General features: G+C 40.6%; 21 protein-coding genes. 10 read left to right on the top strand and 11 right to left on the bottom strand.

Annotated features, from left to right (window positions below):
* Nucleotides 1-631: 631 nt before the first annotated feature.
* The 4 genes from R2R28_RS27050 to R2R28_RS27035 are packed head-to-tail and all read right to left on the bottom strand — an operon-like array spanning nucleotide 632 to nucleotide 3243.
* Nucleotides 632-1102, bottom strand: a complete 471-nt coding sequence (locus tag R2R28_RS27050; protein ID WP_316828783.1) for a hypothetical protein — start codon at nucleotides 1100-1102, stop codon at nucleotides 632-634.
* 1 nt (nucleotide 1103) lies between these two features.
* On the bottom strand, nucleotides 1104-1928 hold the full coding sequence (locus tag R2R28_RS27045) for a hypothetical protein (protein ID WP_316828782.1): 825 nt from the start codon (nucleotides 1926-1928) through the stop codon (nucleotides 1104-1106).
* Nucleotides 1929-1979: 51 nt separating this feature from the next.
* A complete protein-coding gene (locus R2R28_RS27040) occupies nucleotides 1980-2678 on the bottom strand; it encodes a hypothetical protein (protein ID WP_316828781.1) in 699 nt (232 codons plus the stop codon).
* Nucleotides 2638-3243, bottom strand: coding sequence for a hypothetical protein (locus tag R2R28_RS27035; protein WP_316828780.1), 606 nt, complete (start codon nucleotides 3241-3243; stop codon nucleotides 2638-2640). The genes R2R28_RS27040 and R2R28_RS27035 overlap by 41 nt, the downstream gene beginning before the upstream one ends.
* A 77-nt stretch (nucleotides 3244-3320) precedes the next feature.
* Here R2R28_RS27035 and R2R28_RS27030 point away from each other — a divergent pair, with 77 nt between their 5' ends.
* Entirely contained in the window at nucleotides 3321-3857 is a 537-nt protein-coding gene (locus tag R2R28_RS27030; protein WP_316828779.1) for a hypothetical protein, read from the top strand.
* A 66-nt stretch (nucleotides 3858-3923) separates the two neighbouring features.
* On the opposite strand, the gene R2R28_RS27025 is transcribed toward R2R28_RS27030, so the two are convergent.
* The 3 genes from R2R28_RS27025 to R2R28_RS27015 form a co-directional block, all read right to left on the bottom strand.
* Entirely contained in the window at nucleotides 3924-4487 is a 564-nt protein-coding gene (locus R2R28_RS27025; protein ID WP_316828778.1) for a PIN domain-containing protein, read from the bottom strand.
* Nucleotides 4477-4932 carry a helix-turn-helix domain-containing protein gene (locus tag R2R28_RS27020; protein ID WP_316828777.1) on the bottom strand — a complete coding sequence of 152 codons (456 nt, stop codon included), beginning with the start codon at nucleotides 4930-4932 and terminating at the stop codon, nucleotides 4477-4479. The genes R2R28_RS27025 and R2R28_RS27020 overlap by 11 nt, the downstream gene beginning before the upstream one ends.
* Before the next feature lie 303 nt (nucleotides 4933-5235).
* On the bottom strand, nucleotides 5236-6126 hold the full coding sequence (locus R2R28_RS27015; RefSeq protein WP_316828776.1) for an RteC domain-containing protein: 891 nt from the start codon (nucleotides 6124-6126) through the stop codon (nucleotides 5236-5238).
* Nucleotides 6127-6535: 409 nt separating this feature from the next.
* On the opposite strand from R2R28_RS27015, the gene R2R28_RS27010 reads away from it, so the two are divergent.
* Both R2R28_RS27010 and R2R28_RS27005 read left to right on the top strand, forming a co-directional pair.
* Nucleotides 6536-7153: a Crp/Fnr family transcriptional regulator gene (locus tag R2R28_RS27010; RefSeq protein WP_316828775.1), complete on the top strand. Its 618-nt coding sequence runs from the start codon at nucleotides 6536-6538 to the stop codon at nucleotides 7151-7153.
* Nucleotides 7154-7526: 373 nt separating this feature from the next.
* Nucleotides 7527-10085 carry a UvrD-helicase domain-containing protein gene (locus R2R28_RS27005; protein ID WP_316828774.1) on the top strand — a complete coding sequence of 853 codons (2559 nt, stop codon included), beginning with the start codon at nucleotides 7527-7529 and terminating at the stop codon, nucleotides 10083-10085.
* A gap of 212 nt (nucleotides 10086-10297) precedes the next feature.
* Here R2R28_RS27005 and R2R28_RS27000 read toward each other — a convergent pair whose 3' ends face one another.
* The 3 genes from R2R28_RS27000 to R2R28_RS26990 are packed head-to-tail and all read right to left on the bottom strand — an operon-like array spanning nucleotide 10298 to nucleotide 15044.
* On the bottom strand, nucleotides 10298-11410 hold the full coding sequence (locus R2R28_RS27000; protein ID WP_316828773.1) for a hypothetical protein: 1113 nt from the start codon (nucleotides 11408-11410) through the stop codon (nucleotides 10298-10300).
* Nucleotides 11411-11427: 17 nt separating this feature from the next.
* Nucleotides 11428-12756: an HlyD family secretion protein gene (locus R2R28_RS26995; RefSeq protein WP_316828772.1), complete on the bottom strand. Its 1329-nt coding sequence runs from the start codon at nucleotides 12754-12756 to the stop codon at nucleotides 11428-11430.
* A gap of 20 nt (nucleotides 12757-12776) precedes the next feature.
* Complete coding sequence (locus R2R28_RS26990; protein ID WP_316828771.1) at nucleotides 12777-15044, bottom strand: peptidase domain-containing ABC transporter; 2268 nt, start codon at nucleotides 15042-15044, stop codon at nucleotides 12777-12779.
* A 283-nt stretch (nucleotides 15045-15327) separates the two neighbouring features.
* Between R2R28_RS26990 and R2R28_RS26985 the strand changes: the two genes are divergently transcribed.
* The 4 genes from R2R28_RS26985 to R2R28_RS26970 all read left to right on the top strand — a co-directional run bounded on the left by R2R28_RS26985 (nucleotide 15328) and on the right by R2R28_RS26970 (nucleotide 19920).
* Entirely contained in the window at nucleotides 15328-16257 is a 930-nt protein-coding gene (locus R2R28_RS26985) for a hypothetical protein (RefSeq protein WP_316828770.1), read from the top strand.
* Nucleotides 16258-16260: 3 nt separating this feature from the next.
* On the top strand, nucleotides 16261-16572 hold the full coding sequence (locus R2R28_RS26980; protein ID WP_316828769.1) for a hypothetical protein: 312 nt from the start codon (nucleotides 16261-16263) through the stop codon (nucleotides 16570-16572).
* A gap of 502 nt (nucleotides 16573-17074) precedes the next feature.
* Nucleotides 17075-19267, top strand: coding sequence for a glycosyltransferase (locus R2R28_RS26975; RefSeq protein WP_316828768.1), 2193 nt, complete (start codon nucleotides 17075-17077; stop codon nucleotides 19265-19267).
* Nucleotides 19264-19920: a glycosyltransferase gene (locus R2R28_RS26970; protein ID WP_316828767.1), complete on the top strand. Its 657-nt coding sequence runs from the start codon at nucleotides 19264-19266 to the stop codon at nucleotides 19918-19920. Before R2R28_RS26975 ends, R2R28_RS26970 begins: the two co-directional genes overlap by 4 nt.
* A gap of 571 nt (nucleotides 19921-20491) precedes the next feature.
* On the opposite strand, the gene R2R28_RS29255 is transcribed toward R2R28_RS26970, so the two are convergent.
* A complete protein-coding gene (locus tag R2R28_RS29255; RefSeq protein WP_410479202.1) occupies nucleotides 20492-20770 on the bottom strand; it encodes a class I SAM-dependent methyltransferase in 279 nt (92 codons plus the stop codon).
* Between the two features lie 909 nt (nucleotides 20771-21679).
* On the opposite strand from R2R28_RS29255, the gene yhhA reads away from it, so the two are divergent.
* Genes yhhA through yhhC form a run of 3 tightly spaced genes read left to right on the top strand, consistent with a single transcriptional unit; the run spans nucleotide 21680 to nucleotide 23610 of the window.
* Complete coding sequence (gene yhhA, locus R2R28_RS26965; protein WP_316828766.1) at nucleotides 21680-21871, top strand: YhhA family cyclophane-containing RiPP; 192 nt, start codon at nucleotides 21680-21682, stop codon at nucleotides 21869-21871.
* A gap of 10 nt (nucleotides 21872-21881) precedes the next feature.
* Nucleotides 21882-23030, top strand: coding sequence for a cyclophane-forming radical SAM/SPASM peptide maturase YhhB (gene yhhB / locus R2R28_RS26960; protein WP_316828765.1), 1149 nt, complete (start codon nucleotides 21882-21884; stop codon nucleotides 23028-23030).
* Nucleotides 23023-23610: a cyclophane-containing peptide 2OG-Fe(II) oxygenase YhhC gene (gene yhhC, locus R2R28_RS26955; RefSeq protein WP_316828764.1), complete on the top strand. Its 588-nt coding sequence runs from the start codon at nucleotides 23023-23025 to the stop codon at nucleotides 23608-23610. Before yhhB ends, yhhC begins: the two co-directional genes overlap by 8 nt.
* Nucleotides 23611-23612 lie beyond the last annotated feature (2 nt).

The following is a 23612-nucleotide window of genomic DNA, read 5'->3' as shown; positions in this document are numbered from 1 at the left end:
AATAGCCTTAAAATCAAAAATTATATTTCTTATTCTGGTGTGTTTTTAAAAGTGAGCTGATTTGCTGTAAATCTTGTTCTGGAAGGCCGTTTTTGTTGCAAAACCATCTTCTGTGGAGGATTGGTTGATCAAATGCACGAAAGATAGATTGGAAAATGAAGGGAAGGAATCTGGGAGGATTTAATATATTTGGCTCAGTCTTTACGATTCCATCAAGACCGGATGGTAAAAAGCGGGGTGTACAGTTTGGAATGAAAACTGGTGCACACTTTTAGCGAAATCCCCAGGGTGGCCCGCTATGCAGCGAAATGAGTGGCCCAGTGACTTGCGTTATAGACAAGGTTATGAAATTGGTGAAGTTGGGCCAGATATATTGGTATTTTCCAATACGCTCAAGATTTTAAAATTTCGACCTTCCTTCAATACATATGAAAGCAAGAGAGAAATCTGAACAAAATAAGTTTTATAGAGCTTATATACTAGTAAAGTGAAAGCATCAGAATTGTTACCGCCACAGAAAGTGAGCAATCCGATAAATGAATGCGCAATCATTTACTTCTTGCATTTCATTACAGATTTTTTTGAACCGCTTATCGGAAATGGGTAATAATTACATTATAGATTTAAAGGATCAATCTCCAACTGCCATTACAGTGCATAATTTACTCAAAAAATGTTTTTCAAAAAAAATGATATCTGCTTCTGTCAAATCCCCTTCTGCTTTTGAGAAAATCTTTCCGTCGGACAGCCGGGTGATCAGTATAACGGATATCTTGGATTTTTCTTTAGGTCCATAAAATTTTTTAATATTTTCGAGCCTGAGATTGAAGATATAACCTGGATTCGAAAATTCAACATCAATAACTTCGGCCCTATTTGTCCCTCTACCTATAGTGGTTTCTTTCAATATTTCTACTTCACTACTACCCTCTACAGTCAATCTGACAGATTTTTTAAGGGCAGATAAATCACACGACATGTTATATTCCTTTATAGGAGGATCTATCTTAAAAAACAGATAAAGATATACCATATAGGAACCTATAACAATAGCCAAAGTTGTTACAATAAGTATTATTGTTATTTTTATTCCCTTAGCCATATTAATAATACTGAATTTCTCGTTCTCTCACCTCTATGACAGTTCCGTTTTTTATTACAGCAGACTTAAGCCAGTTACCTTTAGTATCCATCCTTTCATATTTGTATTCTTCAGCCATTACTAAATTCGGATTTACATTAGTAGTTATCATACTAACCTTTAATCCATTTGAATTATACTTAAAGGCTTTGGTTGATAAGATCTTCCCTAAGTTATTCCTGCTCTCGATTCTGATCAACCTGTCCTTTGCGTCATAATAAAAGTTAAGCCTGGCAACGAGTTTCATATCTTTTTTTGAAAAAACATTCCTTTCTGTTTCATGGCCATTCTTATCATAAACATATGTCGTCTTTGAGGCGTTTCCCTTTGAGGAGTCATAAACCAGATCTTCAACTTTTTGATCTTTGATATTATATTTATTTAAAACTATGTTACCGGATTTAAACACCGTCCTTACCGTCTTAATGCCATTTTTCTGACCAGTAACCTTAGATGTGCCGTCTATCGTCCCAGCCAGATTTTTTATACCCGTCTTATTCCCTTCTCTGTCATAGGTCATATTTACTTTATCAAATACTGAACCGTTATCCCTGTAGATAACTTCTTGAGTTGTTTTGCCATCAACATTATATGTACGTACTATTTTAGAACGAAGGACAGCTTGTTGTTTTTTCTCTATCGTTTTGATATAAAAACCAGCTTCCACCAAGAGGCGTATCCGTCCCTTCGGCAGATCCTGCTTTGTGATTGGGTCATTCTGTGCGTTAACGTTAAAAAAAACACAAATCAGTATAGTGAAAGCCAGTATCGTTTTATTAGGTATCATAATGTGCGTGTTAAAGGTAATCAAATTAAGAATTTATTCAAGAGTTAGTACTTAAAACTCAGTACCATATTTAGATTCAACGATAAGCTGAAAAGCTGTCGCGACATCTACAGCATTGCGCCAGGTATCATAGCTGACGGGGAGGCCAGTCACGACATCCGTACTTCCACTCCAGTACTTGTCTATTACATCTTTGGCTGAATTGTATAGCCCAAGGTCGGCGTTTCTAACATCCAGATTGGTTATAGCGTCCCAAACCCCTCCTATTCCTTGTTTATAATAGGCATAATCATGAAGCATCGCTGCACGGTCCAGTTCATCCATAGGATCTAGACCCAATGAGAAAGGGTCTGAATTCGGACCAGGCCCTATAAAATTTGATCCATACATCGCATTGCCATTGTATAATGGATTGGAATAAGTAGGTGCCAGCTCATTAATAATTTTTATTGTCGGATACGAATATTTATTCGAGGGGTTATCGGGATTTGTCCAAGTCACCTTCCCCTCCTGTATTACATAACCACTAGTGTAACTTAATTGGCCGAAATCTTCTTCATCCCTATCCCAGCCAGATATGGCGACATCTTCCAAAGAATAACCCTGGGCAGTAGCTTCGTTTCCAAAACACAATTTCCCCTGTTTTATAAAAGGAAAAATGTTGGTTAGCAGTAATGCTAAAAGTATAATTTTTTTCATTTCAAGAGTATTAATTTTTATAAAGAAGACTTGATCGATGTTTATTCCCATAGTATTGTGTAAGGACATACCATCCAGAAGGAGCATTGATACTGAACTTTTCTGAATTCTCTCCTTTACCCAGTCTCCTGGAAGTTCCATTAAATACAGTTTTACCTGTTAATACTCTGGTCATAACGAAACGGACGGTTTCTGATTCCCTCAGTACATATTTAACCTGGACTGCATCTGTGAAAGGGTTGGGGAAGGCAATGTAATTCAAAATAATATCAGCTTCCGCCGTCTTGGTAACCTCTGGAATGATTGACTTTTTTTCCGAATCCTTTATTAATATTATGAATATCGGCTTTTCAGGTTCTTTCTGCTTAGTTGAATATAGATAAAGATTTCCTGTCAGGTAAACAGTGTCATTGTTCATATCCAGTTTGAGGAACGATTTCCGGAAATCCAAGGAATTTGGCGATTCAGCATTATAGTGATCATTATATTTATAAGCGGTATTTTCAAATACAATACAGCTATCGGTTAAGATACCGGTAAGGTTTGCGTTATATTGGTTATTTTCATCCCACATTCCAGACAACCTGTTCTTTTCCTGCTTTAGATCCACTGTCAATGGAACCTGTTCTATTATGTGTTTTCCACTCCAATCAAATTTAACGAGATGTCCAGTATAATGTCCCGATATGTTTTTTGAAAGAAGCTGTTATGATCGCATCGAGTTCAGTTGATTACCACCAGGTAGTATACAAAATGCAACGGGGCGCAGATGGCGAGCTTGAGCAGGTTGAATCTGACCGTAAAATGGAAATCTTTGCAGACCCCACACTTGTACGAAGCATTGAAGCCTTTGCTCAAAAGGATATATTAACAGCCATTCAGGCCGGTTATCCCCACGCCAACTTGTTTGAGCCCCTAAGGGCCATCACAGGAAAAATAATCACAGGTGGTGCACTGATGCGCTCCGATGAGCTTTTTGAAAAGCTTACCAACGAGAATGCGGGAACAATTGGCCTGGACATGGAAACCTATGGGGTTTATTATGCAGCTGAACATACAGTGTTCGAAGAAAAACCCCTTTTCATTTCACTCAAATCAGTATCTGATTTTGGAGGTAAAGGCACTGAAATCACCAAGGAACAGAAAGCAGTAAAAACAAAATATGCAACCTATACCAGCGCGCAATTTTTCTACCGGTATAGTTTAGCATGTTTACCATTGACGACATAGCAAAACAAAGCCTAAATATTGATGCTGGGTCAGCCATCTTTTAAAAAAAGATGGTAAAAGGAAATTTTACAATAAAGCGTGCAGATAATTTGCAGTATCGGTAAGACCATTCCTGCGCAGGCTTTCCATCACCTGGTATTCATCCATAGCAGGATTCCTCCTGTTCAGTACCATTTCCCGGAATGCCTTTATCGCCTGCCCCTGGTTCAGATCGATAATGTCGGTAAGAAAATCATCGGCACTTTTGGCCTTTAGGCCGAAAGTGTCCAGATATTCCTCCGGAAAATCCTTCAGGTTATTGGTAACGATCACATTGGCGTTGGTTTTGATTGCTGCTGCTACCACATGACGGTCATCCTCATCAGGCAGTTCGAGCTGCAAAATCAGCCCCTCATAATTGCCCACCATGGCATCCGGGAAAGCCTGGTTTGCCTTTTGAACCCGTTTTTCAGCCTCCTTTTCTTCCACGCCATGCCTAAGCATCACCTCTTTCCACTCACCGAAAATATTGGCACTCCACTTTGGGGTATAAAGGTCATAATATGCAAACCAGAAAAGCAGGTCGCGTATAATTACCGGATAGATGACATTGGTATCCAGTACAGCCTTAAACCGGACACTATGAATCATACAATCCAAGCTCTTCATCGAAACCCATAATCTCGATAATATTCTTTTTCTGCTGGTCCTTCATCTTCTGTCTGTAGGCCACAACATCTTCAAACTTTATCCTCCGGTGCTTGCCAACCTTAACAAAATCGATGGCTCCCTCTTCCAATAACTTCACCAGATATGGCCTTGAACAGCCGAGTATTTCGGCAGCCTTTTGCGTAGTCACCTCAGTTGCCAAAGGAACGATAGAAACCGGCTTACCCTCTCCCATCGCCTTTAGGATATCCCCAAGAAATGCCAGGGCCCGAAAGGGAATCTTGATCCGCTCACCGGTTTCCTCTATCTCAATTTCCGTTTCTTCGCTATGGATGCCAGAAAGGATTGATGAAAAAGCAGGTAAAGATTCTATTGCGATCATCTGTTCCGATTTGGAAGGACGACGCATCTGATCAATCGTATTCATATCTATCATAACAACAAAATTAAACAAAACAAAAGAAATAAACGAAACAAACAGAATAAAAGAAATAAACGAAACAGAAGAAATAGAAAAACTATAACAAAAGCAGCAAACGGAACGAACGAATAAATGAAATAGAGGAAAAACTAAAACATCAATAGCTGTCCAAAATTCTTACTCAGAATTATCAACAATGTCAAAGAACGATATATCCCTAAGATGACCAATATCAACCTTTCAGGACAAGCGAAAATAATCCGGTGCTAAGAGGATCATTCTCTAAAGTAATGGCACATTAGCTACTTCCTAAAAACCATTTCTCCTCCTCGCCTTTTCCGGATCATAAGCATCATCCTCATCCATTTTTTTCAACACCGCCAGTTTCATCATATCCAGAAAGGCCGTTTTACTCATTGTTTTCCTCGCTTTCAGATCATCAAAACCGCGTTTGGGCACCCTTAGGTTCACCCCAAAGAAATTACCTACCACCTTAAACAGCTCCACAATACCGATACTGCCATTATTGACCTGTCCCGTTAAATGAATGCCATGTACCAGTTCAATCAGGTGGATATCCTCTCCTGTCCATTTGAACTCGCGCTGCAAACTGCCTAAAGGATCAACCACTGTCGAAGACAAGGGACCCCGTCCCGAAAGAGAATGCATCAGCGCCAGGATTTCATTACGCAAACGCTCCTTCGCCAAAAACGAGCTCACCAGCTCAGACATCACAGTGCCCAGAAACGGCTCATAACCCAATACAACCGGCTGGAGTACATTCCTGCAATCGCGCCGGGTATAAAAAAGCTCATCCAGCATACCACCGTCCAGCTTGAAATAATTGTAGTGCAAAGTGTTCTGCTCAAAAAAAGCAGCAATAGCGCTCGGCCTGGAGAGGTAATATTTCTTTTTCGCCTTCAGCCCGGATTCGGGAACACCCGCCAAAAAATAATGATATTCCGTATAATACACGATTAAAGACTTGAATCTGGGATAGGTGAATTTATAATAACCGATCTCTTCCTGTGTATCCAAAGGCGGATGAGCAGATACAAAATCAGTCAAGTCCTTCAGCGCATCCGCAACTGCAGAAACCTGCGCCTTAAGCAGCGGCACAGGAGACAACTCCCCAAGGGATAAAGATTCCAGCCGGGCATGAAGTTCACCCAGCAGATTTTCACTAAACTTGTTGTACATAGGTTCATATTTAGATAAATTCCCACCTCGCCCGTTAACCGGCAACAACTCTCACAGGCAGAAAAAAATAAATTCATCATAGACAAATAGTCTGTTCAAGGTATAAGCAAAAAACCCCCACAGCGATCAAATCCTTTTTACATGGTTTTCACTGCACCTATTCCGGAAGCCTTGCAAACAGATAAAGTCTAGTCACATCGAGTTCAGCTCCTACTGACACGTTATTCCACTTTCTTTACTGATACCATTTTTTAGTCAAATCATAAACAAGAAGCGTTAACATAAACCCGAACAGCAATACCCATACTAAAGCGCTTAATAAGCCGTTATAAAAAAGTATCCGCTCCGACAGGACAATATTACCCCGTTTAAAAATAACTATGGTTGATCTGTGACACAATCGATCACCATGCCACAATTTAACGACCGCGAAGCCGACCTACTGGAAAAATTAAGCTTCATTATCCCCCTTCCAACCCCCATGCAAAACCGGGTAAAAGAAGAAAGCCTTGTAGAGGTTTTCGAACGCAAAAAACTCCTTTTATCACCCGGTGAAACCGCACGCCGCGTCTACTTTATACGCAGTGGGTTCCTGCGTGCCTATTTTATTGACGACAGCGGAAACGAGTGCACCACCTGGTTCACCGGCAAAGGTGACCTAATGACTTCAGTATATAGCTTTTTCAGCCAACAACCTGCAAATGAGTACATAGAAGTGCTTCAGGACTGCAAACTACAATCCCTCACATGGCTCGAGTTAAATGCCTATTACGCCGACTTCAGAGAGGGCAACCTACTGGGCAGGATCGTCACTCAGAAGTACTTTATCCTGAGCGAAGAGCGGGCCATCTTACTGCGCACCCGCAGCCCCGAACACCGCTATGATCTACTGCTAAGAAACCATCCCGAAATCGAACAGCAGACCACACAACAGAACATCGCCTCGTACCTCGGTATCAGCCGCGAAACACTCAGCAGAATTCGCCGAAAAAAAAACAGAATGTGTCACCAGACACAAAATCACTAAAACAAGACCACCATTTTTTAATAAAAAAAGATCTCCTGAAACTAAATTGAGGATTTTACTTGTCGCACTACCTATACGTTTTAACTGTGAAAGTGATCAAATGATTGGTATATTGAATTCAGGGATATGCAGGTAATAAGTGGGAAGTATGAATGTGAAGATGTCCGTCATTAATTAGGGGCACCTTACGGAAGTTGCATGTATTTTACTGCGTAGGTAATGGTACGGTACAGAAATGCTGGATGATGATATTGGAATTCTAATTCCTATCAGAACCCATAGTATGACTTAAAACATAGTTTTTTAATGAAGGCAAAACCAGGCTGATAAGAAAGCTTGTTGAAATGTTATATTTGCATAACTGTTTCGATTAATGCCTCCAAAAAAAACTCCATATCAAAAACCGAACTGGTTTGATGAGCTTCCTGCATTTGTTAAGGTTGTGTTATTTATTCTTTCCTGTGGCTTTCTTTATTGGCTTAAAACCAGACAGCAGGAACTCGAACGAAGGGAAAATATCCGCGCGCTTATTCCTGATATCATTCTAGCTTTAAAAGACATAGCTAAAAAGCAGGACATGGTTTTTTATTTTTCCAATTACGATGCGCTGAGGCTACGGGCAGAGCATTGTGGGCTACTAGAGGCGATTCCAAAAGACTACCGGAATTGCGGTCTGGACAGTAATGAACAGGCAGTGATTTCCCGTTTTGTGGACAGCCACCGAAATCTGGAGACGATACGCAAGGCTTATAATGAGCGTTTTATCCCGCATGAAATTGCTGAATTCGGCGAATTTCTTTGCAGCCTGGAAGCCTATCCCCTTTCCTTGGAGCAGATGAAGGCGGTGGTCTGTGAGGAAGACAATAATCTGGTGATTGCCGGGGCGGGTACGGGAAAGACAACGACAATCAGTGCGAAAATCGCTTATATCCTGGAAAAGAACCTGGCCAGGCCCGAGGAGCTGCTGGTGATTTCTTTTACCAATACCGCCGTCGATGAAATGTTTGACCGGACCTGTATTTTTTTGCGCGACGACGAACTCGCCAGGGGGATCACTTTTAAAACTTTTAATGGTTTCGGCAATATGGTCTGCCGGTATTGTAGCCCCTACCCGGTGAAGCTCGCTTTTGATGGCAAGGATTACCGGGCCAAGTCATTTTTGCAGCGGGAGTTTGATAGGCTGTTTTTAACCGATGCGGATTTTGCACAGAAGGCCGTTAACTTCATCTCTTTTTTTGTCAGGCCGCCGCGGGATGATTTTGAATTTGAATCGGAAAACGATCTGATCAAACACGAGCAGGCTTTCCGTAACGTGAGCCTGAACGGGACCGAATGCAAAAGTCTAGAAGAAGTGATGATCGCCAATTTCCTGTACCTGCACCAGGTAGACTTTGAATATGAGCGGACTTATCCGCTGGAAGCCGCAGACCAAAATCCTGATTTTGGCGCCTATTCCCCTGATTTCTATCTGCCGGAATACGACATCTACCATGAGCATTATGGCATTGATGAGCAGGGCAATGTCCCCGCTTATTTTAAATGCAAACCTCCTTTTAAAACCCCTACCGAGCAGTACCAGAGCGGCATGCGCTGGAAGGAATTGATCCATGAGAAATACGGTACCCGCCTGTTCAAGACCTATTCCTTTCAGAACCGCAATGGAACGCTGCTCAAAGCGCTAAAAACCCACCTGGATAGCTATAAAGTAACCTTGAGGAAACGAGACCCGGGCGAAATTTTAACCAAGATTAAAGCACTGGACGATTACGAGGATTTTATGGGCCTGATCTTTACCTTCCTGAACCTTATGAAGTCCAATAACAGCAGTATCGGGCAGCTAAGGGAAAAGGCCACAGACCAGCGCTTTGAGGTATTCCTGGGCGTGTTCGCGCCCTTGAGTGAGGCGTACCAGGCTGAACTGAAACGCACGGGCTGTATCGATTACAACGATATGGTCAACCATGCCAGCCGCTATATTTCCAGCGGTGAATTCAATAAAAAGTACCGCTATATTTTAGTGGACGAGTTTCAGGATATGTCCCTCGGACGTTATGGCCTGATCAAGGCATTGAAAGCGGCCAACCCCATCGCCAAGCTTTATGTCGTCGGAGACGACTGGCAGTCCATCTTCCGGTTTACGGGAAGCGACATCAGTATCATCACCGAATTTTCCAGGCATTTTGGGGTGACTGCCGAAAATGCGGTATTACAGACTTACCGTTTTAACCAGGAGATACTCACTTTAACCAGCGGCTTTATCCAGATGAATCCTTCCCAGCTGAAAAAAAACCTGTCTTCGCTCTTTCAAGCGTCGCGTCCTTCTTTTGTACTTAGCCCCGTAACTGCTTATGGCAATAAGGCCCAAAGGGGTCTGCAGAAGTTTGATGCTTTAAAAAATACACTGGCAAAGATCGACAAAGATTACTCCACCGCGTCTGTATTTCTGATCGGGCGTTACCATCATAATTCACCTGCGGATTTAAGGGAACTGCAGAAGGCTTTTTCAAAGCTCAAAATTTCGTATTTCACCGCTCACGCCTGTAAGGGGCTGACCTGTGACGTGGCCATTTTGCTGGATCTTGACGGCGGGGTATATGGTTTTCCTTCACAGATGGCCGATGATCCGATTTTAGGCTACTTGCTCCAACACGGCGACGGTTTTGAAAATGCAGAGGAAAGGCGGCTATTTTATGTCGCCCTGACCAGAGCCCGCCATCAGGTCTATCTTCAGTATAACCCGCAGAACATGAGCAAGTTTTTAGCTGAACTGATCCAGGATCATGGCATTGCTGAGGGACAGACCGCACAGCAGAAATGCCCGAGCTGCGAAGGGCTTATGGTATCAAGAAATTCAGATAAGGGAAAGTTCTGGGGATGCAGCAATTATCCACGGTGCAAACAGATCGTGCGCGCGGCTGCTATTGCAAAATAAACATTGATACAAAGAAGTTCATTGTCCTGCCCTTCCATCCCCTACCTAAAAAAAGTTTAGTACAACGCAAAGCGGCCAACATCCGCTGTACATATACACCTCTCCCTGCAGGTATCCCATCACCCTTTCCATTACATCGACCGGCCTCCTCAGATCCACCGCAAAAGTAGTCCGCCGCATAAACAGTCAACTTGAGATCCGACATTTCCAATTTACCAACTGTTTTTAAACCGGTTTATTCTAAGATGAGTATGATGAACAAAATCAAGATAAAATTTTTCACTCCTGAGCTGTAACAGAATATCCATGCATTCAGCTTCAATGCCAGGAATTATTTGATCTACATCCAATTCTTCAATGTCTCCGTTTATATCCAGATAAAAATGTGATTCAGATGAAAAGGAGAAGGTAAAACTTGAATTCTCTGTTACTGACCTAAACCGTTTAACTCTTGACCACACGCATTCATTCGTTAAGGTAACATCCCATTTAAGCAGGTTTCTGTGAAAAAACAAAGCTCTCCCTGATGGGGTATGTTGCACTAGGGTATTCCCTAAAAATACGCCGTCTTTATCATATCCACACACCCCCGGAAAGCCATCGATCATATAGTACTTTTTCTTCCTAGCCAACCATGCAAACTTAAAAGTGTCCTTATCCCCATAAAGGAACCTGTAATAAATATTTTTTTGGATATTGAGATAAAGGCAAAGATTGAGCTCTTCCCAGCACATTTTTTTGTTTATAAGCAACTGGCCGCTCTCCTGTTCATTCTTGGCATAATCCTGGCAATCTGTGATTTTCCAGATTGGATTATCGGGAGACGTTCGCCACATATCGGGCCAGAAGATTGTTCCGTACATTTTGTAGTTTTCGTCCTCGAACAGATAGCTAGGATCAGCGATAGCAAGATTATCCGCGTCAAGAAACATTACTTCTTCAAACTGGCTGAGAAGAATAGCAAGGGGTTTAAGTCCGAAGCTGTGTATATTATACTGTTTATACTCTTTATGATCAAGAAAATTATGGCATTTGACATTAAATTTTTCAAGTTGATCAATTACCTCCTCTGAGAATTCCGTGCCTAAGTACCATACTTCTATTGGTAAACTGCAGCCTAGGCCTCTCAATTTACAGATGCTGATCCAGACGCAGGAAAAATAACCAAGTCCACCTGCACAAAATACAATTCCCTTCCCCGAAAAAATACCCTGATATGGTCGTATTTCATCGGAATAGGCCATCAGACGTTCTCTGATCTGCGAAATCACCACATCATCGACATTAAAATCCAGCTCACGCCAACCGTTTTTGTTAAAGGACATTTGTGGTAAAGTATAGCTTAATTATTAGGTCTGTTTCTTAATCGGTAACGCATGTTGTCAAAAAGTCTTTCAATCAGCTTTCTATCTTTTGTTATTATCTCCGCTGTACCCTTAGAGTCCGCCTTTAGATCAAGTCTGCTATCGTAGTTGGTCACCATCCCAGTTGGGAAAGAAATGCTGATCAGGTATGCTGAAACGCTGTTTTGGTCATTTTTAAATGTCGTTGATGTTAAACTTATCGAACTCACTTTTCCAGAAACTGAACCATATTCAAGATAAGGGAAATCTTCTAGTTTAACAATTACCTCCTGGCCTACTTTTACTTTTCCTGCGCCTTTTGAGGGAAGTAGAACCTGACCAAATACTTCTGTCTGCTTTGGCACAACAGAGAATACTTCTTCGCCGTTCTGTATGAACTGCCGTTGTGAATAGAAATTCAAAAACTGTACTTTTCCAGCGAAAGGCGCTTTGAAGACATACTTCTGCTCCCAAGTTTTAATATTGTCAACCAGATCATTATATGAGGACATGAGTGCCAATGTCAAGTCTTTTTCTTTCTCCGGCATCTGGATATGAAGGTCGTTCATTCTGCTCTGTGTCTGTTCGGCAGACTGACGCGCTGTGATCAGTGCACCATTTGCGTTCTGTAAAGCATCTTTTGCGGCTATAAAGGCTATTTCCGTACGGTCAAATTCAGATTCGCTGATCACCTTTTTTTTAAAAAGTGTAGAATCCCTTGAATAAAATTTATATGCATAACCTAAATTGGAATCTGCATTTTTCAGCCGCAAGTCCGAACTAGCAATTGCCCTCATCTGATCCTGGTACAACCTTGAAAGACTTTCACCTTGTTTAATAAAAAGGTGGTCTTTCTTGTAGTTAACATAATTCTGCAGAGATGCAGAGAATTGGTAGTATTTTGGGTTCAGTTCACCGAGTGATATGTGGGCTGGGATGTTTCTCAGCAAATTAGAAGCTCCCTCACCAGCTAAATCAAACGCCTTCAATAGGCTGTCAATTAAAACTACCGCATTCAGATCCGCAGGATTCTCTATATAACCTAAAAGCTGATTTTCCTTTACCTCGACCTGAGATCCCTTTACCAGGATATGGATTTTGCCAGAAGTATTAGCAACTAGCTTAAGGGGAGCAAGCCCTGTAGAAATAGTGATATTCCCCTGGCTAACATCGGGATACCTGATCATAAATCCAAAAACCAGAATGAGTATAAAAATTGAAAATATTAGAGCACCTATCCAGAATCCAAATCTTGTAGGCATCCTGTCGATAATGTGTTGTACCTCTTCTGTCCTGGGTTCTCTAACAAATGGATTTTCTTCGAGCATTTTAGAATGTTTTAAGCGCATTATATTGTCTCAACAAGTGTAGGAGATTCGACCTGAGATTGTACTAACTGGTAGTAACGCCCTTTTCTTTGCATCAGCATACTATGGTCACCAATCTCGACTATCCCCCCGCCCATCATTACCACGATCTGGTCAGCCTTTCTGATCGTACTTAACCTATGTGCAACGACTATCACTGTTTTATCCCTGAATACCTCATCCAGCGCAGCGACTATCTTCTGTTCATTGATCGTGTCTAAGGAATTGGTTGCCTCATCAAAAAAAAGATAATCAGGATCCTTATAAAGTGCCCTGGCGATCAAAACCCGTTGTTTTTGTCCCCCACTTAGCCCGCGCCCCTGTTCCCCCATCATAGTCTGGTAACCAAGTGGTAACTGCTCAATTTCATGTGCAATATTTGCCGCATGTAATGCCTTTTTAAGTTTTTCATAGTCAATATTTTCATCATCCAGAATAATGTTGTTAATAATGGTGTCGTTGAATATTTTCCCGTCCTGCATGACAGCACCGCATCTGTCCCTCCATTGACGGAGACTAATATTGTTGATGTCCATGCTGCCAATCATAATCTGGCCGTAACTAGGCTTATATAGCCTCAAAAGCAGTTTCAATAGTGTTGATTTACCGCTCCCACTATCGCCTACTATTGCTGTTACCTTTCCTTCGGGTATGATAAGCCTGATATTTTTGAGTACCAGGTTGCCATTTGGTGTATACTGAAAAGCCACGTTATTTAGAAAAAGGGTTTTGTTTGCAGGAAGTTCAATATTGTTCTCACCGACTGACTCATGCTCGTCCTCAAGTTCATGGATCTCATTTAGCCTTAAAAAACTTATCTTGGCAGACTGGAAAGAAATGACAAACTGTATAAACTGCATTACCGGCGCGTTAAGCATCCCTATAATAAATTGGGTCGATATCATTACACCAAAAGTAATATCTCCGTTGATTACTCCTTTTGCACAATAGAATGTTATCAATAGATTCTTTAAGCTATCTATGAACTGGGCACCGGTATTCTGAGCATTGTTAATGTTTAGAATTTTAAGGTTTACCTTATAAAGTCTTGCCTGGATGTTTTCCCATTTCCACCTTTTTTGTCTTTCATAATTATTGATTTTGATATCTTGTATACTAGAAATAGTCTCGACCCAATAACTTTGGTTCTTTGACACCAGATCAAAATAATCCCAGTCAAGTTTTTTTCTTATATTCAGGAAAGCAAATACCCATAAAACGTATAAAACGCTACCGATCAGAAATATATAGAAAATGGCAGGATTATAGAAGAACATTATTACACCAAATACCCCAAAAGTGAGGGCGGAAAAAATCATGTTCAGAGAGTTTGTCATGATAAAATTTCTTATCCTTTCGTGATCCTGTGCGCGTTGGAGTATATCTCCGGTCATCTTGTTCTCGAAAAAGGTGATCGGCAACCTCATCAGTTTGATCAGATAGTCAGATATCAGTGCTATATTGATCCTTGAGGTGATGTGCATCAGTATCCAATCCCTAATTACATTGCTCAGCATGACACTGACAATAATTGCTATATTGGCAACGAGCACGATGTTGATAAAATCAATGTCATGAGTCTGGATACCAATATCGATTACCGATTTGCTTATAAATGGTAAAAGTGCCTGAAGGACAGTAATGAGCAACATTACAAAAAACAGGTTCAGAAAACTTCTGGAATAAGGTCGAAAATAATTGATAAAATTCTGCAGGGTCTTCTTTTTGCTCACCTTTTCCTGACTTTGCTTTTCATAAAAATCGGGTTGAGGTTCCATAACGAGAAGCACCCCTTTATTACTATTGTTCTTGACCCACTTCTTGGCAAATTCTACAGAAGAGTATTTTATCTGACCTTTAGCAGGGTCTGACACATAGATCGAGCCTCTGTTGAGCGTCTCTAAGGAACTAACTTTTTCTTTGCTATAACGGAAAAGCCCTGGCTTGGCCACGGATGTATTATGGACAACAACATAGTGGCTATTATCCCAGTGCACAATAGCGGGTAAGGGGATTCTAGTCAGTAAATCATCGACAGTACATTTGATTGATAAGGTCCTAAAGCCTAAAGCTTCACTCGCATGGCTAATATCCAAGAACGAAACACCTTCCCTTGTCAGTCCGCATTTATCACGTAAGTATTGAAGGGAATAAAATTTTCCATAGTGCTGGGATATCATCTTCAAGCATGCAGGGCCGCAGTCTTTCATGTCCAGCTGCCTATCTATAGGGAAATTATTGAGAGCCATTAAAATTAAATTTCGGCCAAAATAGTAATAAGATTTTAATGTAGTGCAATGTTTACAGATTTTAATAGAAGGCCTACAGGAATCCAGCTGGATAAATAGTCAAAATACCTTGCTGTATTTTTAAAACGTTTTAGCAAACCTATGATGTAAATAAAAATCTATACTACTGTAGTACAATACCTTCGCTTACCATTGCAAAAAAAAGCTGTTAATATTTCGCTTTTTCCTTATAAACCAATATTATTGTCCTTAAATAAACAATATCTAATCTCTTAACGTTCTTATGAAAAAAGACAAACCGACGCTGGCTTTTGAACAGCTCATGGCTCAAATGGAGGTGATCTCCAAAGAGCAACAACTTGAATTTCTTGGTGGGGAGAGCAGTGGAAACACCGACTCAGAATACGCCTCAACGGGGTCGAATGGTGCAGTTTCGCAATGGCTGTCACAGGCGCTTGGCCAAACTGTTACTTCCTCTGTAGACAGTTATGGCAACTGGACCATTAACTACGGAGGGAACAGTTATCCACTGGCGTTCCAGCTGAACGAGGTAACAATTACCGCCTCAGGCCATTTCAGTAGTTCGGGTCAGACTTATTACAATAGCTGGGACGATATATTCGGTAGCGGAACTTACTACAGTACTGGCTACGGCACGTATTCCGGTGGCGGCGGCGGATCGTACCCAAACCCGAATACCGGGTCATATACTATACCAGGAACAGGCGGAACAGCAGGAACAATTTCAACCTATCTTTCAACATTACTTAATGACATCTGGAACGGACCTGCTATGAGGGCTATTGTGCCGGACATCGTAAGCGTAAATATATCGGCGAACTTTGTGCCCGGATTCGGAAGTGGTGAAACGCTCGCTATAAATCTGATTACAAGGGGCGATGCGAGCCTTTCCGCTACAATTACCAATACTTTGAGGGCAGGTCTTCATGCAGATTATTCAATTAATGCGTCAGTCGGTTATTTTGTTGGCGACGGGTATGCCAGTCTAAGCTCTTATCTGGGTCAAAGTTACGATGCAAGCCTTGATGTGGTGGATGTAGGAATCGGAGGATGGGCATCAACAAATGACAATGGAATCCCGACCTGGATCGGAGCAAGCTTAGGCACAGGACCGGGGGCCGGAGGGTCCGTCGGAAGTGGCGAAACCTTTTTGCTTTATGTCAACGGTACACCTTTAATATGGGATTTTTAACCAATGATATCATCAAAACGTAATTGGTTGGTCGTTTTACTCGTACTGGCTGTTTTCTATGGCTTTTTTTTTATCGTATTTATCAGAGGGAAGAGAAAAGAAAAGGCCAGTGCTTTTTCAGGGATCGTCCAAAGTGTAAAATACGATGCTAAAGGGATTCCAACAGTTGAAATTGATAACAGGAAAATATACGTATCGGCAAGTTTTAATTGGAATAACCAAATACAGGCAGGTGACTATATTGAAAAAAAAGCAGGTGAAAATGTTTATAAAGTTATCAAACAGGACAATAAACAGATACTTATTTTCAAATAACCGTCTAAACGTATGCCGATAGTCAAGCCAATTAATTCTTATTTAATCTTTTGTGCTGTTCTGATGCTCTTATCAGGCTGCCAGGTCACAACAAATAAATTCGACGGTAACAGGGCACAGACAAATTGCGAAAAGACAACCGCCCAGCTGTATGCTTCACTGAAGAAAAAACAATATGGAGATACCTATAAATTGTATACGGACTCTTTTTTCTCCAAGGTAGACACTACTACCCTCAATAATTTCTATAGGAAAAATGAAGATGATTCGGGTAATATCACTAATTATGTCTTGCTTAAGTTTAAAAGCCAAGTTTCTTTGACAGACACTGCTGCCATAAACTGCGTCGCGATTTACAGGGTCACACGGAATAAGGGTTTTACAAATGAAAGAATAAATTTCAGGATCTTGGGCTCATCTTCGCCCAAGATCTTGCGTTATAATGTGGATAAGGCCCAATAAGAATACAGTTTAAAAGCTATCTTAACCTCTCAGGCAAACTATGCTAAATATTTTTATCGTTGACAATTACGCGGATCAACGAGACAATGGCCTTAATGCCTATGTAAAAGAGCTAACCGATAGCTTAAAAGGGCAAATCAATATACAATTACACTTTGTGTGGATAGGTTATCCGGGTATATCGTCAATCGCTTCTAAAAATATCAGAAATAGTATTGAAATCAGGATACCAACTTTCATCGGAAATTCCAGCCAGATCAACAATTATGAACATTCAATAGCCAAGGCGATTGCAACTAGTGCTAAAGACCTTTCCAACTGCATTGTTCATTTTAATTGGATCAACCATTGTCCAATTGCCGGTTATCTGAAAAAGCTATTGGATTGCTTTACCGTACTCACTAAGCACTGCATACCTTGGAGAGATCTAATTACCCATGATTATCCGGCATTCTTAAGGATTAATGACGCTTTTGAAAATAAAACCAGAGATTTTATTTTACCGGAAATATTCAAAAAAGAGCAGTTAAATTATGAGTACATCGACCACATTATAACTGTTACACAGCAGGCAAAAGATAACCTGATCAGCTTGTTCAAGATGGATCCAAATAAAATCTCTATGATCCATAATGGGATTGATACCGATATGTTTAAGCGGCCAACTATAGCTGAAAAACACCTCTTGCGCAGAAAATACGGCTTTGCTAAAAAAGACAGGATTATTCTGTTTGTCGGCTCCATTAACAAACGTAAGGGGGTGATGGATCTTGCATCAAGTTTCGACACCGTGGCCGATTCGGGTAGTTATGAAAATGTAAAACTGGTACTTGCGGGATCGGGGGATTTTTCCTCGGTGCTAGGCAAAGTCGGCAACAATTGGTCGAAGATAACATTTACTGGCAGCGTAGGTAAAACCAGACTTTATGAGCTATATAAGATAGCCGACGTCGGCGTTATTCCCTCCTATGTAGAGCAGTGCAGCTATACAGCAATAGAAATGATGCTGTCTTTTGTTCCTATTGTTTCCGCTGATGTTGACGGTCTAAAAGAAATCATACCGGCTGGTGCATCGGTCCGTGTCCCGCTAAAGCTACCGCAAAACGGTGAGCCTGGCATAGACCAGATGGGATTGAGAGAATCAATATCCCTCTTACTTGATGGGCAACAGTCAGCGAAGAAAATGGCTGCAAAAGCAAATTTATTTGCCAATTCTGCGTTTTCTAGGGACGCTATGACTGAAAAGACATTAAATATCTATCGAATGGCAGAAGTAGTCAAAAACAAAACAGATACAATAAAAAATACTATCAGCTCAAAGCCAACCTGCGGACCTCTTGTCAGTATTATCATGCCAGCCTTTAATGCCTCGTCCTTTATAAAAGAAGCCATCTCCGATATCCTCGATCAAAGTTACTCAAGTTTTCAGCTCCTTGTAATCGATGACGGATCAACGGACGACACCTCGGCGATAGTCACAAAATTTTCAGATCCACGGCTTACCCTGTTAAGAAATAGAAAGCAAAAGGGAATTGTCAGCGCTTTGAACCTTGGGGTGTCCCTATCGATTGGTAAATATATTTCCCGAATGGACGCCGATGACCGCATGGCCCTAGATAGGCTGAAAAAACAGGTGCATTTTTTGGAAAGTAATCCCGAATATGGTATGGTTGGATCATGGTACAATGTTATTGACAAGTTTGGCAAGACACAAAACAGGGTTCAGGGACTTCTGGACCATGACCAGATCAAATTGGGAATGTTATTCAGCAATCAGTTCGCCCATCCTTCCGTCACCATACGCTCAGAGATCATGAAAACGCACCTTTACGACAGTAAATATGAACATTGCGAGGACTACGAATTATGGACTAGAATACAAAAGATATCAAAGGTGGCTAACCTGCCTTTTTATCTCACTTCATATAGGATACATGATTCAAATACCTCCGTTCTCAACAACCAAATCATGAAACGGAATGTCACCGGACTACTTTCAAAGGAACTTAATGGAATAGGTATAGATCACAGCGTAGAGGAACTGGTTATGCATACTGCCATCAGCTTTGGCTTGGGCCCAGTTTATTTCAAGCATCAGCAAAGCAGATCGCAATTAAATAACTGGCTGGATAAGATCTTTGGCGCTCAAAAGTTAAGAGAAGAATTTAGCCATGACACACTGGCCAACTTCAAAAGGCATATACTTGAAAATTATTGCAGGATTTATTCATGACAGCGATGGTTCCTAATGTCATACATCATATTGTTGGCCCAAAAGGTAACGGTCTCACTGACAGATGCCTGAACTCCTGGCAAATCCTAAAAGATTTCGACTTTGAAATCAGGGTCTGGACAGATGAATCTATAACAGAATTTATATCGGAATACCATCCATTCGCCCTTGCGGCATTTCTAAATGCAAGAAACCATGCAGAGGCAGCTGATATCGCTAGATATCTGATTGTACATGAATTTGGCGGATATTATATGGACTGGGATGTTCAACTGATCGATCTGGCTAAGTTTCTTACAATAGTTGAAAATTTCTCAAGTGGTTATCTTATTCAAGACCCCATTAACCATACACTAGCTTCGGAAGCATTTTCAGCTTTAAAACATGAACAGTTTTTACTCGGACTCGTAGACAATATAGTATTTATTTTCAATAATAACTTTAGGGACATACTGCAGACCCCGCAATATTCCGGCCCCTACCGTATGAGGGATTACTATTACTTCTGCAAGAAAAAAACCAAACAAAGAATAATCAAGGTTAAGGACATTTTTCTGTATGATTATACCGAGATACGCGATATGCCGACCAAAACTACAAAAACAGCTATGATACACTATTGGATGCACTCCTGGATACCGGCAATAAAATAACTATTTTATTTTAATGATAAATCAAAAGAGCCAGTACTAGCTGAGAAGACACGATCCCGTTACTTTATTGGACAAATCGCTGTCAATTGACCACATTTCGCCGAAAATAATTTTGTTATAGCATATTAGTTATCAATGTACTTACAAATAATTGAAAATTGGTGCAAAGGATAAATTGATTTGTCCAATTAGGTTTTCATCTTGCTCAAAAAATATTCATGACATGAACCCGTTCCTATTGCTAAAAATTATGTTCTGGCCCATGGTGCATGGCAAGCTTCTTATGTTTGGGAGGCAGTAAAAATAAGTCTGATTAACGAAGGTACAATGTTACTGTGGTAGAGCTTCCGGTCATGGCAGCGATAAAACAGTTCCTTCAACGTTAAACTTGAATATTTACCGTGATAAAGTGATTGATGCTGTATCAAAAATGAACGGCAAAGTTATCCTCATAGGCAATAGCTTAAGTATGATCATTTCCTCTGTTACATAGCAAAATCCTCCGAAATCGAAAACTTGTTTACATCGTAGGCTATTTACCGACTTCCGGACAATCGTCCTTCTTTTGTGCTCAGTCCGCTAAATATCCGCCGGGTTTAAGTACGCGCCACATGGAATTGAGCATGGCTTCAAAATGTCCCTGGTTTTCCGCGAAGTGGACTACGGCAGCGCTAACGACCAGATCAAAGCTTTCATTTTCGAATGGCAATTGTTCCACAGGCGCTATTCTGAAATTTTCTTCGGGATTGATACGGGGAAATTCACCGGCAAGGTTTTTAAGCTGCGCTATAGCCTCAGGATTTTGATCTACCCCATAAACCCGTGCACCACTTCTTAAAAAATAAAGCAGGTTTCAGCCTGTTCCGCAACCAGCGTCTAAAATGGTGTGGCACCCATCATAAGTACCTTTCAGTAGCTGGTCGAATAAATAAATGTCAATATTTCCGAAGGTTTCCTGTATACGCTCGCTTTTCATCTCTGGAGCAAAGATAATTACAAATTGCCCGGAATGAGAATCATTGCCCAGAGAAATGACGGCGTTAGCACCTGGTCTTGTGCATAAGCGCATTGCCCCTATCCTATTTACTTTAGCGGCTTAGTTCGCTTCCCGGAAAGGAGCAAGATACCCAAGCCTATTGATATGCCAAGACCTAACGCTGTCTTTAGTTTTTTGGGTGTGCTTTCCAACAGATAAGAAAAACTTACCGCTTAAAGAGTAGAGGATTATGAGTCTTCTAGCTTAACCGCCCTTATATGAGCAAAATGTGCTTTTCTGACTTACAGAAGCAATTTACGAACTATTTTTGAAACTGCAAAATTTTGCTCCGTTACGTATTTGTTACGGTTTTACCGAGAAAATGAAATGACATCTACGCAGATTAGTATGATCGCCAGAACGCTTGGCTATAAGATCATCACGACATTGAAGCCTATGCAGAGCGAACAATAGCAGTTGGTATCGGACAAACAAGCGCTTACAGAATAATTACAAAACCACAATCGCTTAAAAGCACACACGAAGCGTTTCATTCAAAAATTCTATTTTTTCCAATAGTTGGATAACGCTGTTATTTTAAGTTATATATATAATTAATTGTTTATCAATTATATATAATAAATAATTGATATTTTTTAGTATTATGGTTTCATTTTGGCTGTAACGGAATTTAATTATAAAACATTTATAATCAACACGTTGATTATAATATCTAAAAACTCTATTTTTTTTAATATATCTTTATAAAAAAATAGCAATATTATGGATTTCAACAATCAATCTCAAAGTGAATATTCAACCATTGACCGTACTGTAAATCAGGAAAGTAATGTAATGGCTGTTAACGAAGTACCAAATGCCGTTTTACAAAGATTAATGGCAGAAGTTAAAAATGATCAAGCTAACGATATGTTCAGCTACGATCGCGCGCACAATCGCCATAACCGTTCTTAACACGCCATAAATGGCTTTTGAAACACGATTTGATCCCGGTCTTGACACTGTTCTTGTAAAAGTAGCGAGTAGGTGCAACATCAACTGCACTTACTGCTACGTCTACAATATGGGCGATGATAACTGGTCGCACTTGGAGAAATTCATGACACCGGAAACTATCGATGCCTTGTGTAGTTCATTAGCTGAGATCGTAGCCAGCCAAAGAAAGTGTTTTAGCATCGTTCTCCACGGAGGCGAACCTTTTTTATTGGGTGAAGCCCGGCTTCGTTTCTTATTAAGAAGCTTACGCGTAGTCTTACCCCAGCATTATCCTATCAGCATTCAAACCAATGGTATGTTGATCTCCATCCCTATTCTTAATATTTGTTCTGAATATAAAGTTAGTGTTGCAGTTAGCATTGATGGCCCGGAGGCTGTACATAATAAATATAGGGTAACACATAACGATAAGGGCACCTTTGATCAGGTCGTGGCAGGAATAAACATTCTAAAGTCTCATACCGATGCCTTATTCTTATACGCTGGTTTATTAGCTGTTATTGATCCGCTATCTGATCCTGTTGAGGTTTACCAATTCTTTAAAGAACTTGAGGCACCAAGTGTTGACTTTTTATATAAGGATGGTAACCATACTAAATTACCGCTAAATAAAGCATCAATCATTTCTGTTGAATATGGATCATGGATGGTACAATTACTAGAGATTTATATAAATGACCCCTATCCCATTAAAATACGGGTTTTGGATGATATGATTAAATCTTTGATGGGTGGTATTGTTACAAAGGAGGGTTTAGGTCTTACTGATTTTGCAATTGTGATCGTTGATACTGACGGCACCATCATGAAAAATGATACCTTAAAAAGCACTTACAATGGTGCTGACAAGTTCGATCAGCCATTAAACGTTAAAGAAGCCAGTCTACTTGAATTTTTAGCTTCCGCAGAATTTGATGAATACAGGAAAATGCAACGGCCAACCAATTCCAAATGCCTCAATTGTCCTGAATTACACGTTTGCGGTGGGGGGATGATCTTGAATCGTTGGAGCAGAGAAAACGGCTTTGACAATCCATCAGTGTATTGCGCTGACCAGTTACATTTGGTTAAAGCAATCCGAAAAACCCTTGCCAATTATGACTTACAGCATGTCTGAAACCACTTGCTTTGATCTTGAATTTGCTCATGTGGAGCAAACACCGTTTCCCCATTTTAGCACAACTTCGGTGCTTCCTGATACCATTATAGCTGATATTTTTGAATGGTTCCAAGATACTCAAATCTGGAGTTTAGTAGAAACCGATTTTTATGAGCAGTATGAATTCAGCCTGCTTCACATTGAAATTCCAGATCATCTAAAATGCCTCGTTTCGGATGAAACGCTACATTATATTGAAGAAAAATATATCCAGCAATTTAAAATCAATGGTTTTACCCTTGTAGATGTTGTAGCCCACAAATTAGTTAACGAACAGAAGATCGGTATTCACAATGACTTTATCAATGGAGAAGAAACCCACCGATTGGTGCTGCACATTAATCCTTATTGGAAGGATGAAAATGGCGGATTGCTTCTTTTGTTCAAATCTTCTAAACCCGAGGATATGTTTAAAATCGTTAAGCCTGTTGATAACACAGTTTTCGGCTTTGAGATATCCCGAAACTCTCACCATGCCGTTAGTAAGATTTACGATTACACCAGATACACTATCGTTTATACTTTTAAGCAAAAATAGCT

It is taken from the genome of Pedobacter miscanthi, assembly GCF_032678605.1.
Taxonomy (GTDB): domain Bacteria; phylum Bacteroidota; class Bacteroidia; order Sphingobacteriales; family Sphingobacteriaceae; genus Pedobacter; species Pedobacter miscanthi_A.
Note: the sequence above shows the minus strand (reverse complement) of the source record. Positions and strands in the feature narration are given on the sequence as shown.

Coding starts and splice junctions, on each gene's coding strand:
- R2R28_RS27045 (WP_316828782.1), bottom strand. CDS start 1,928: ATGATACCTAATAAAACGATACTGGCTTTCACTATACTGATTTGTGTT.
- R2R28_RS27015 (WP_316828776.1), bottom strand. CDS start 6,126: ATGTACAACAAGTTTAGTGAAAATCTGCTGGGTGAACTTCATGCCCGG.
- R2R28_RS27000 (WP_316828773.1), bottom strand. CDS start 11,410: ATGTCCTTTAACAAAAACGGTTGGCGTGAGCTGGATTTTAATGTCGAT.
- R2R28_RS26975 (WP_316828768.1), top strand. CDS start 17,075: ATGCTAAATATTTTTATCGTTGACAATTACGCGGATCAACGAGACAAT.
- yhhC (WP_316828764.1), top strand. CDS start 23,023: ATGTCTGAAACCACTTGCTTTGATCTTGAATTTGCTCATGTGGAGCAA.
- R2R28_RS27040 (WP_316828781.1), bottom strand. CDS start 2,678: ATGGGAATAAACATCGATCAAGTCTTCTTTATAAAAATTAATACTCTT.
- R2R28_RS26990 (WP_316828771.1), bottom strand. CDS start 15,044: ATGGCTCTCAATAATTTCCCTATAGATAGGCAGCTGGACATGAAAGAC.
- R2R28_RS27050 (WP_316828783.1), bottom strand. CDS start 1,102: ATGGCTAAGGGAATAAAAATAACAATAATACTTATTGTAACAACTTTG.
- R2R28_RS26970 (WP_316828767.1), top strand. CDS start 19,264: ATGACAGCGATGGTTCCTAATGTCATACATCATATTGTTGGCCCAAAA.
- R2R28_RS27005 (WP_316828774.1), top strand. CDS start 7,527: ATGCCTCCAAAAAAAACTCCATATCAAAAACCGAACTGGTTTGATGAG.
- yhhA (WP_316828766.1), top strand. CDS start 21,680: ATGGATTTCAACAATCAATCTCAAAGTGAATATTCAACCATTGACCGT.
- R2R28_RS27025 (WP_316828778.1), bottom strand. CDS start 4,487: ATGATTCATAGTGTCCGGTTTAAGGCTGTACTGGATACCAATGTCATC.
- R2R28_RS27020 (WP_316828777.1), bottom strand. CDS start 4,932: ATGAATACGATTGATCAGATGCGTCGTCCTTCCAAATCGGAACAGATG.
- R2R28_RS26995 (WP_316828772.1), bottom strand. CDS start 12,756: ATGCTCGAAGAAAATCCATTTGTTAGAGAACCCAGGACAGAAGAGGTA.
- R2R28_RS26985 (WP_316828770.1), top strand. CDS start 15,328: ATGAAAAAAGACAAACCGACGCTGGCTTTTGAACAGCTCATGGCTCAA.
- R2R28_RS26980 (WP_316828769.1), top strand. CDS start 16,261: ATGATATCATCAAAACGTAATTGGTTGGTCGTTTTACTCGTACTGGCT.
- R2R28_RS27010 (WP_316828775.1), top strand. CDS start 6,536: ATGCCACAATTTAACGACCGCGAAGCCGACCTACTGGAAAAATTAAGC.
- yhhB (WP_316828765.1), top strand. CDS start 21,882: ATGGCTTTTGAAACACGATTTGATCCCGGTCTTGACACTGTTCTTGTA.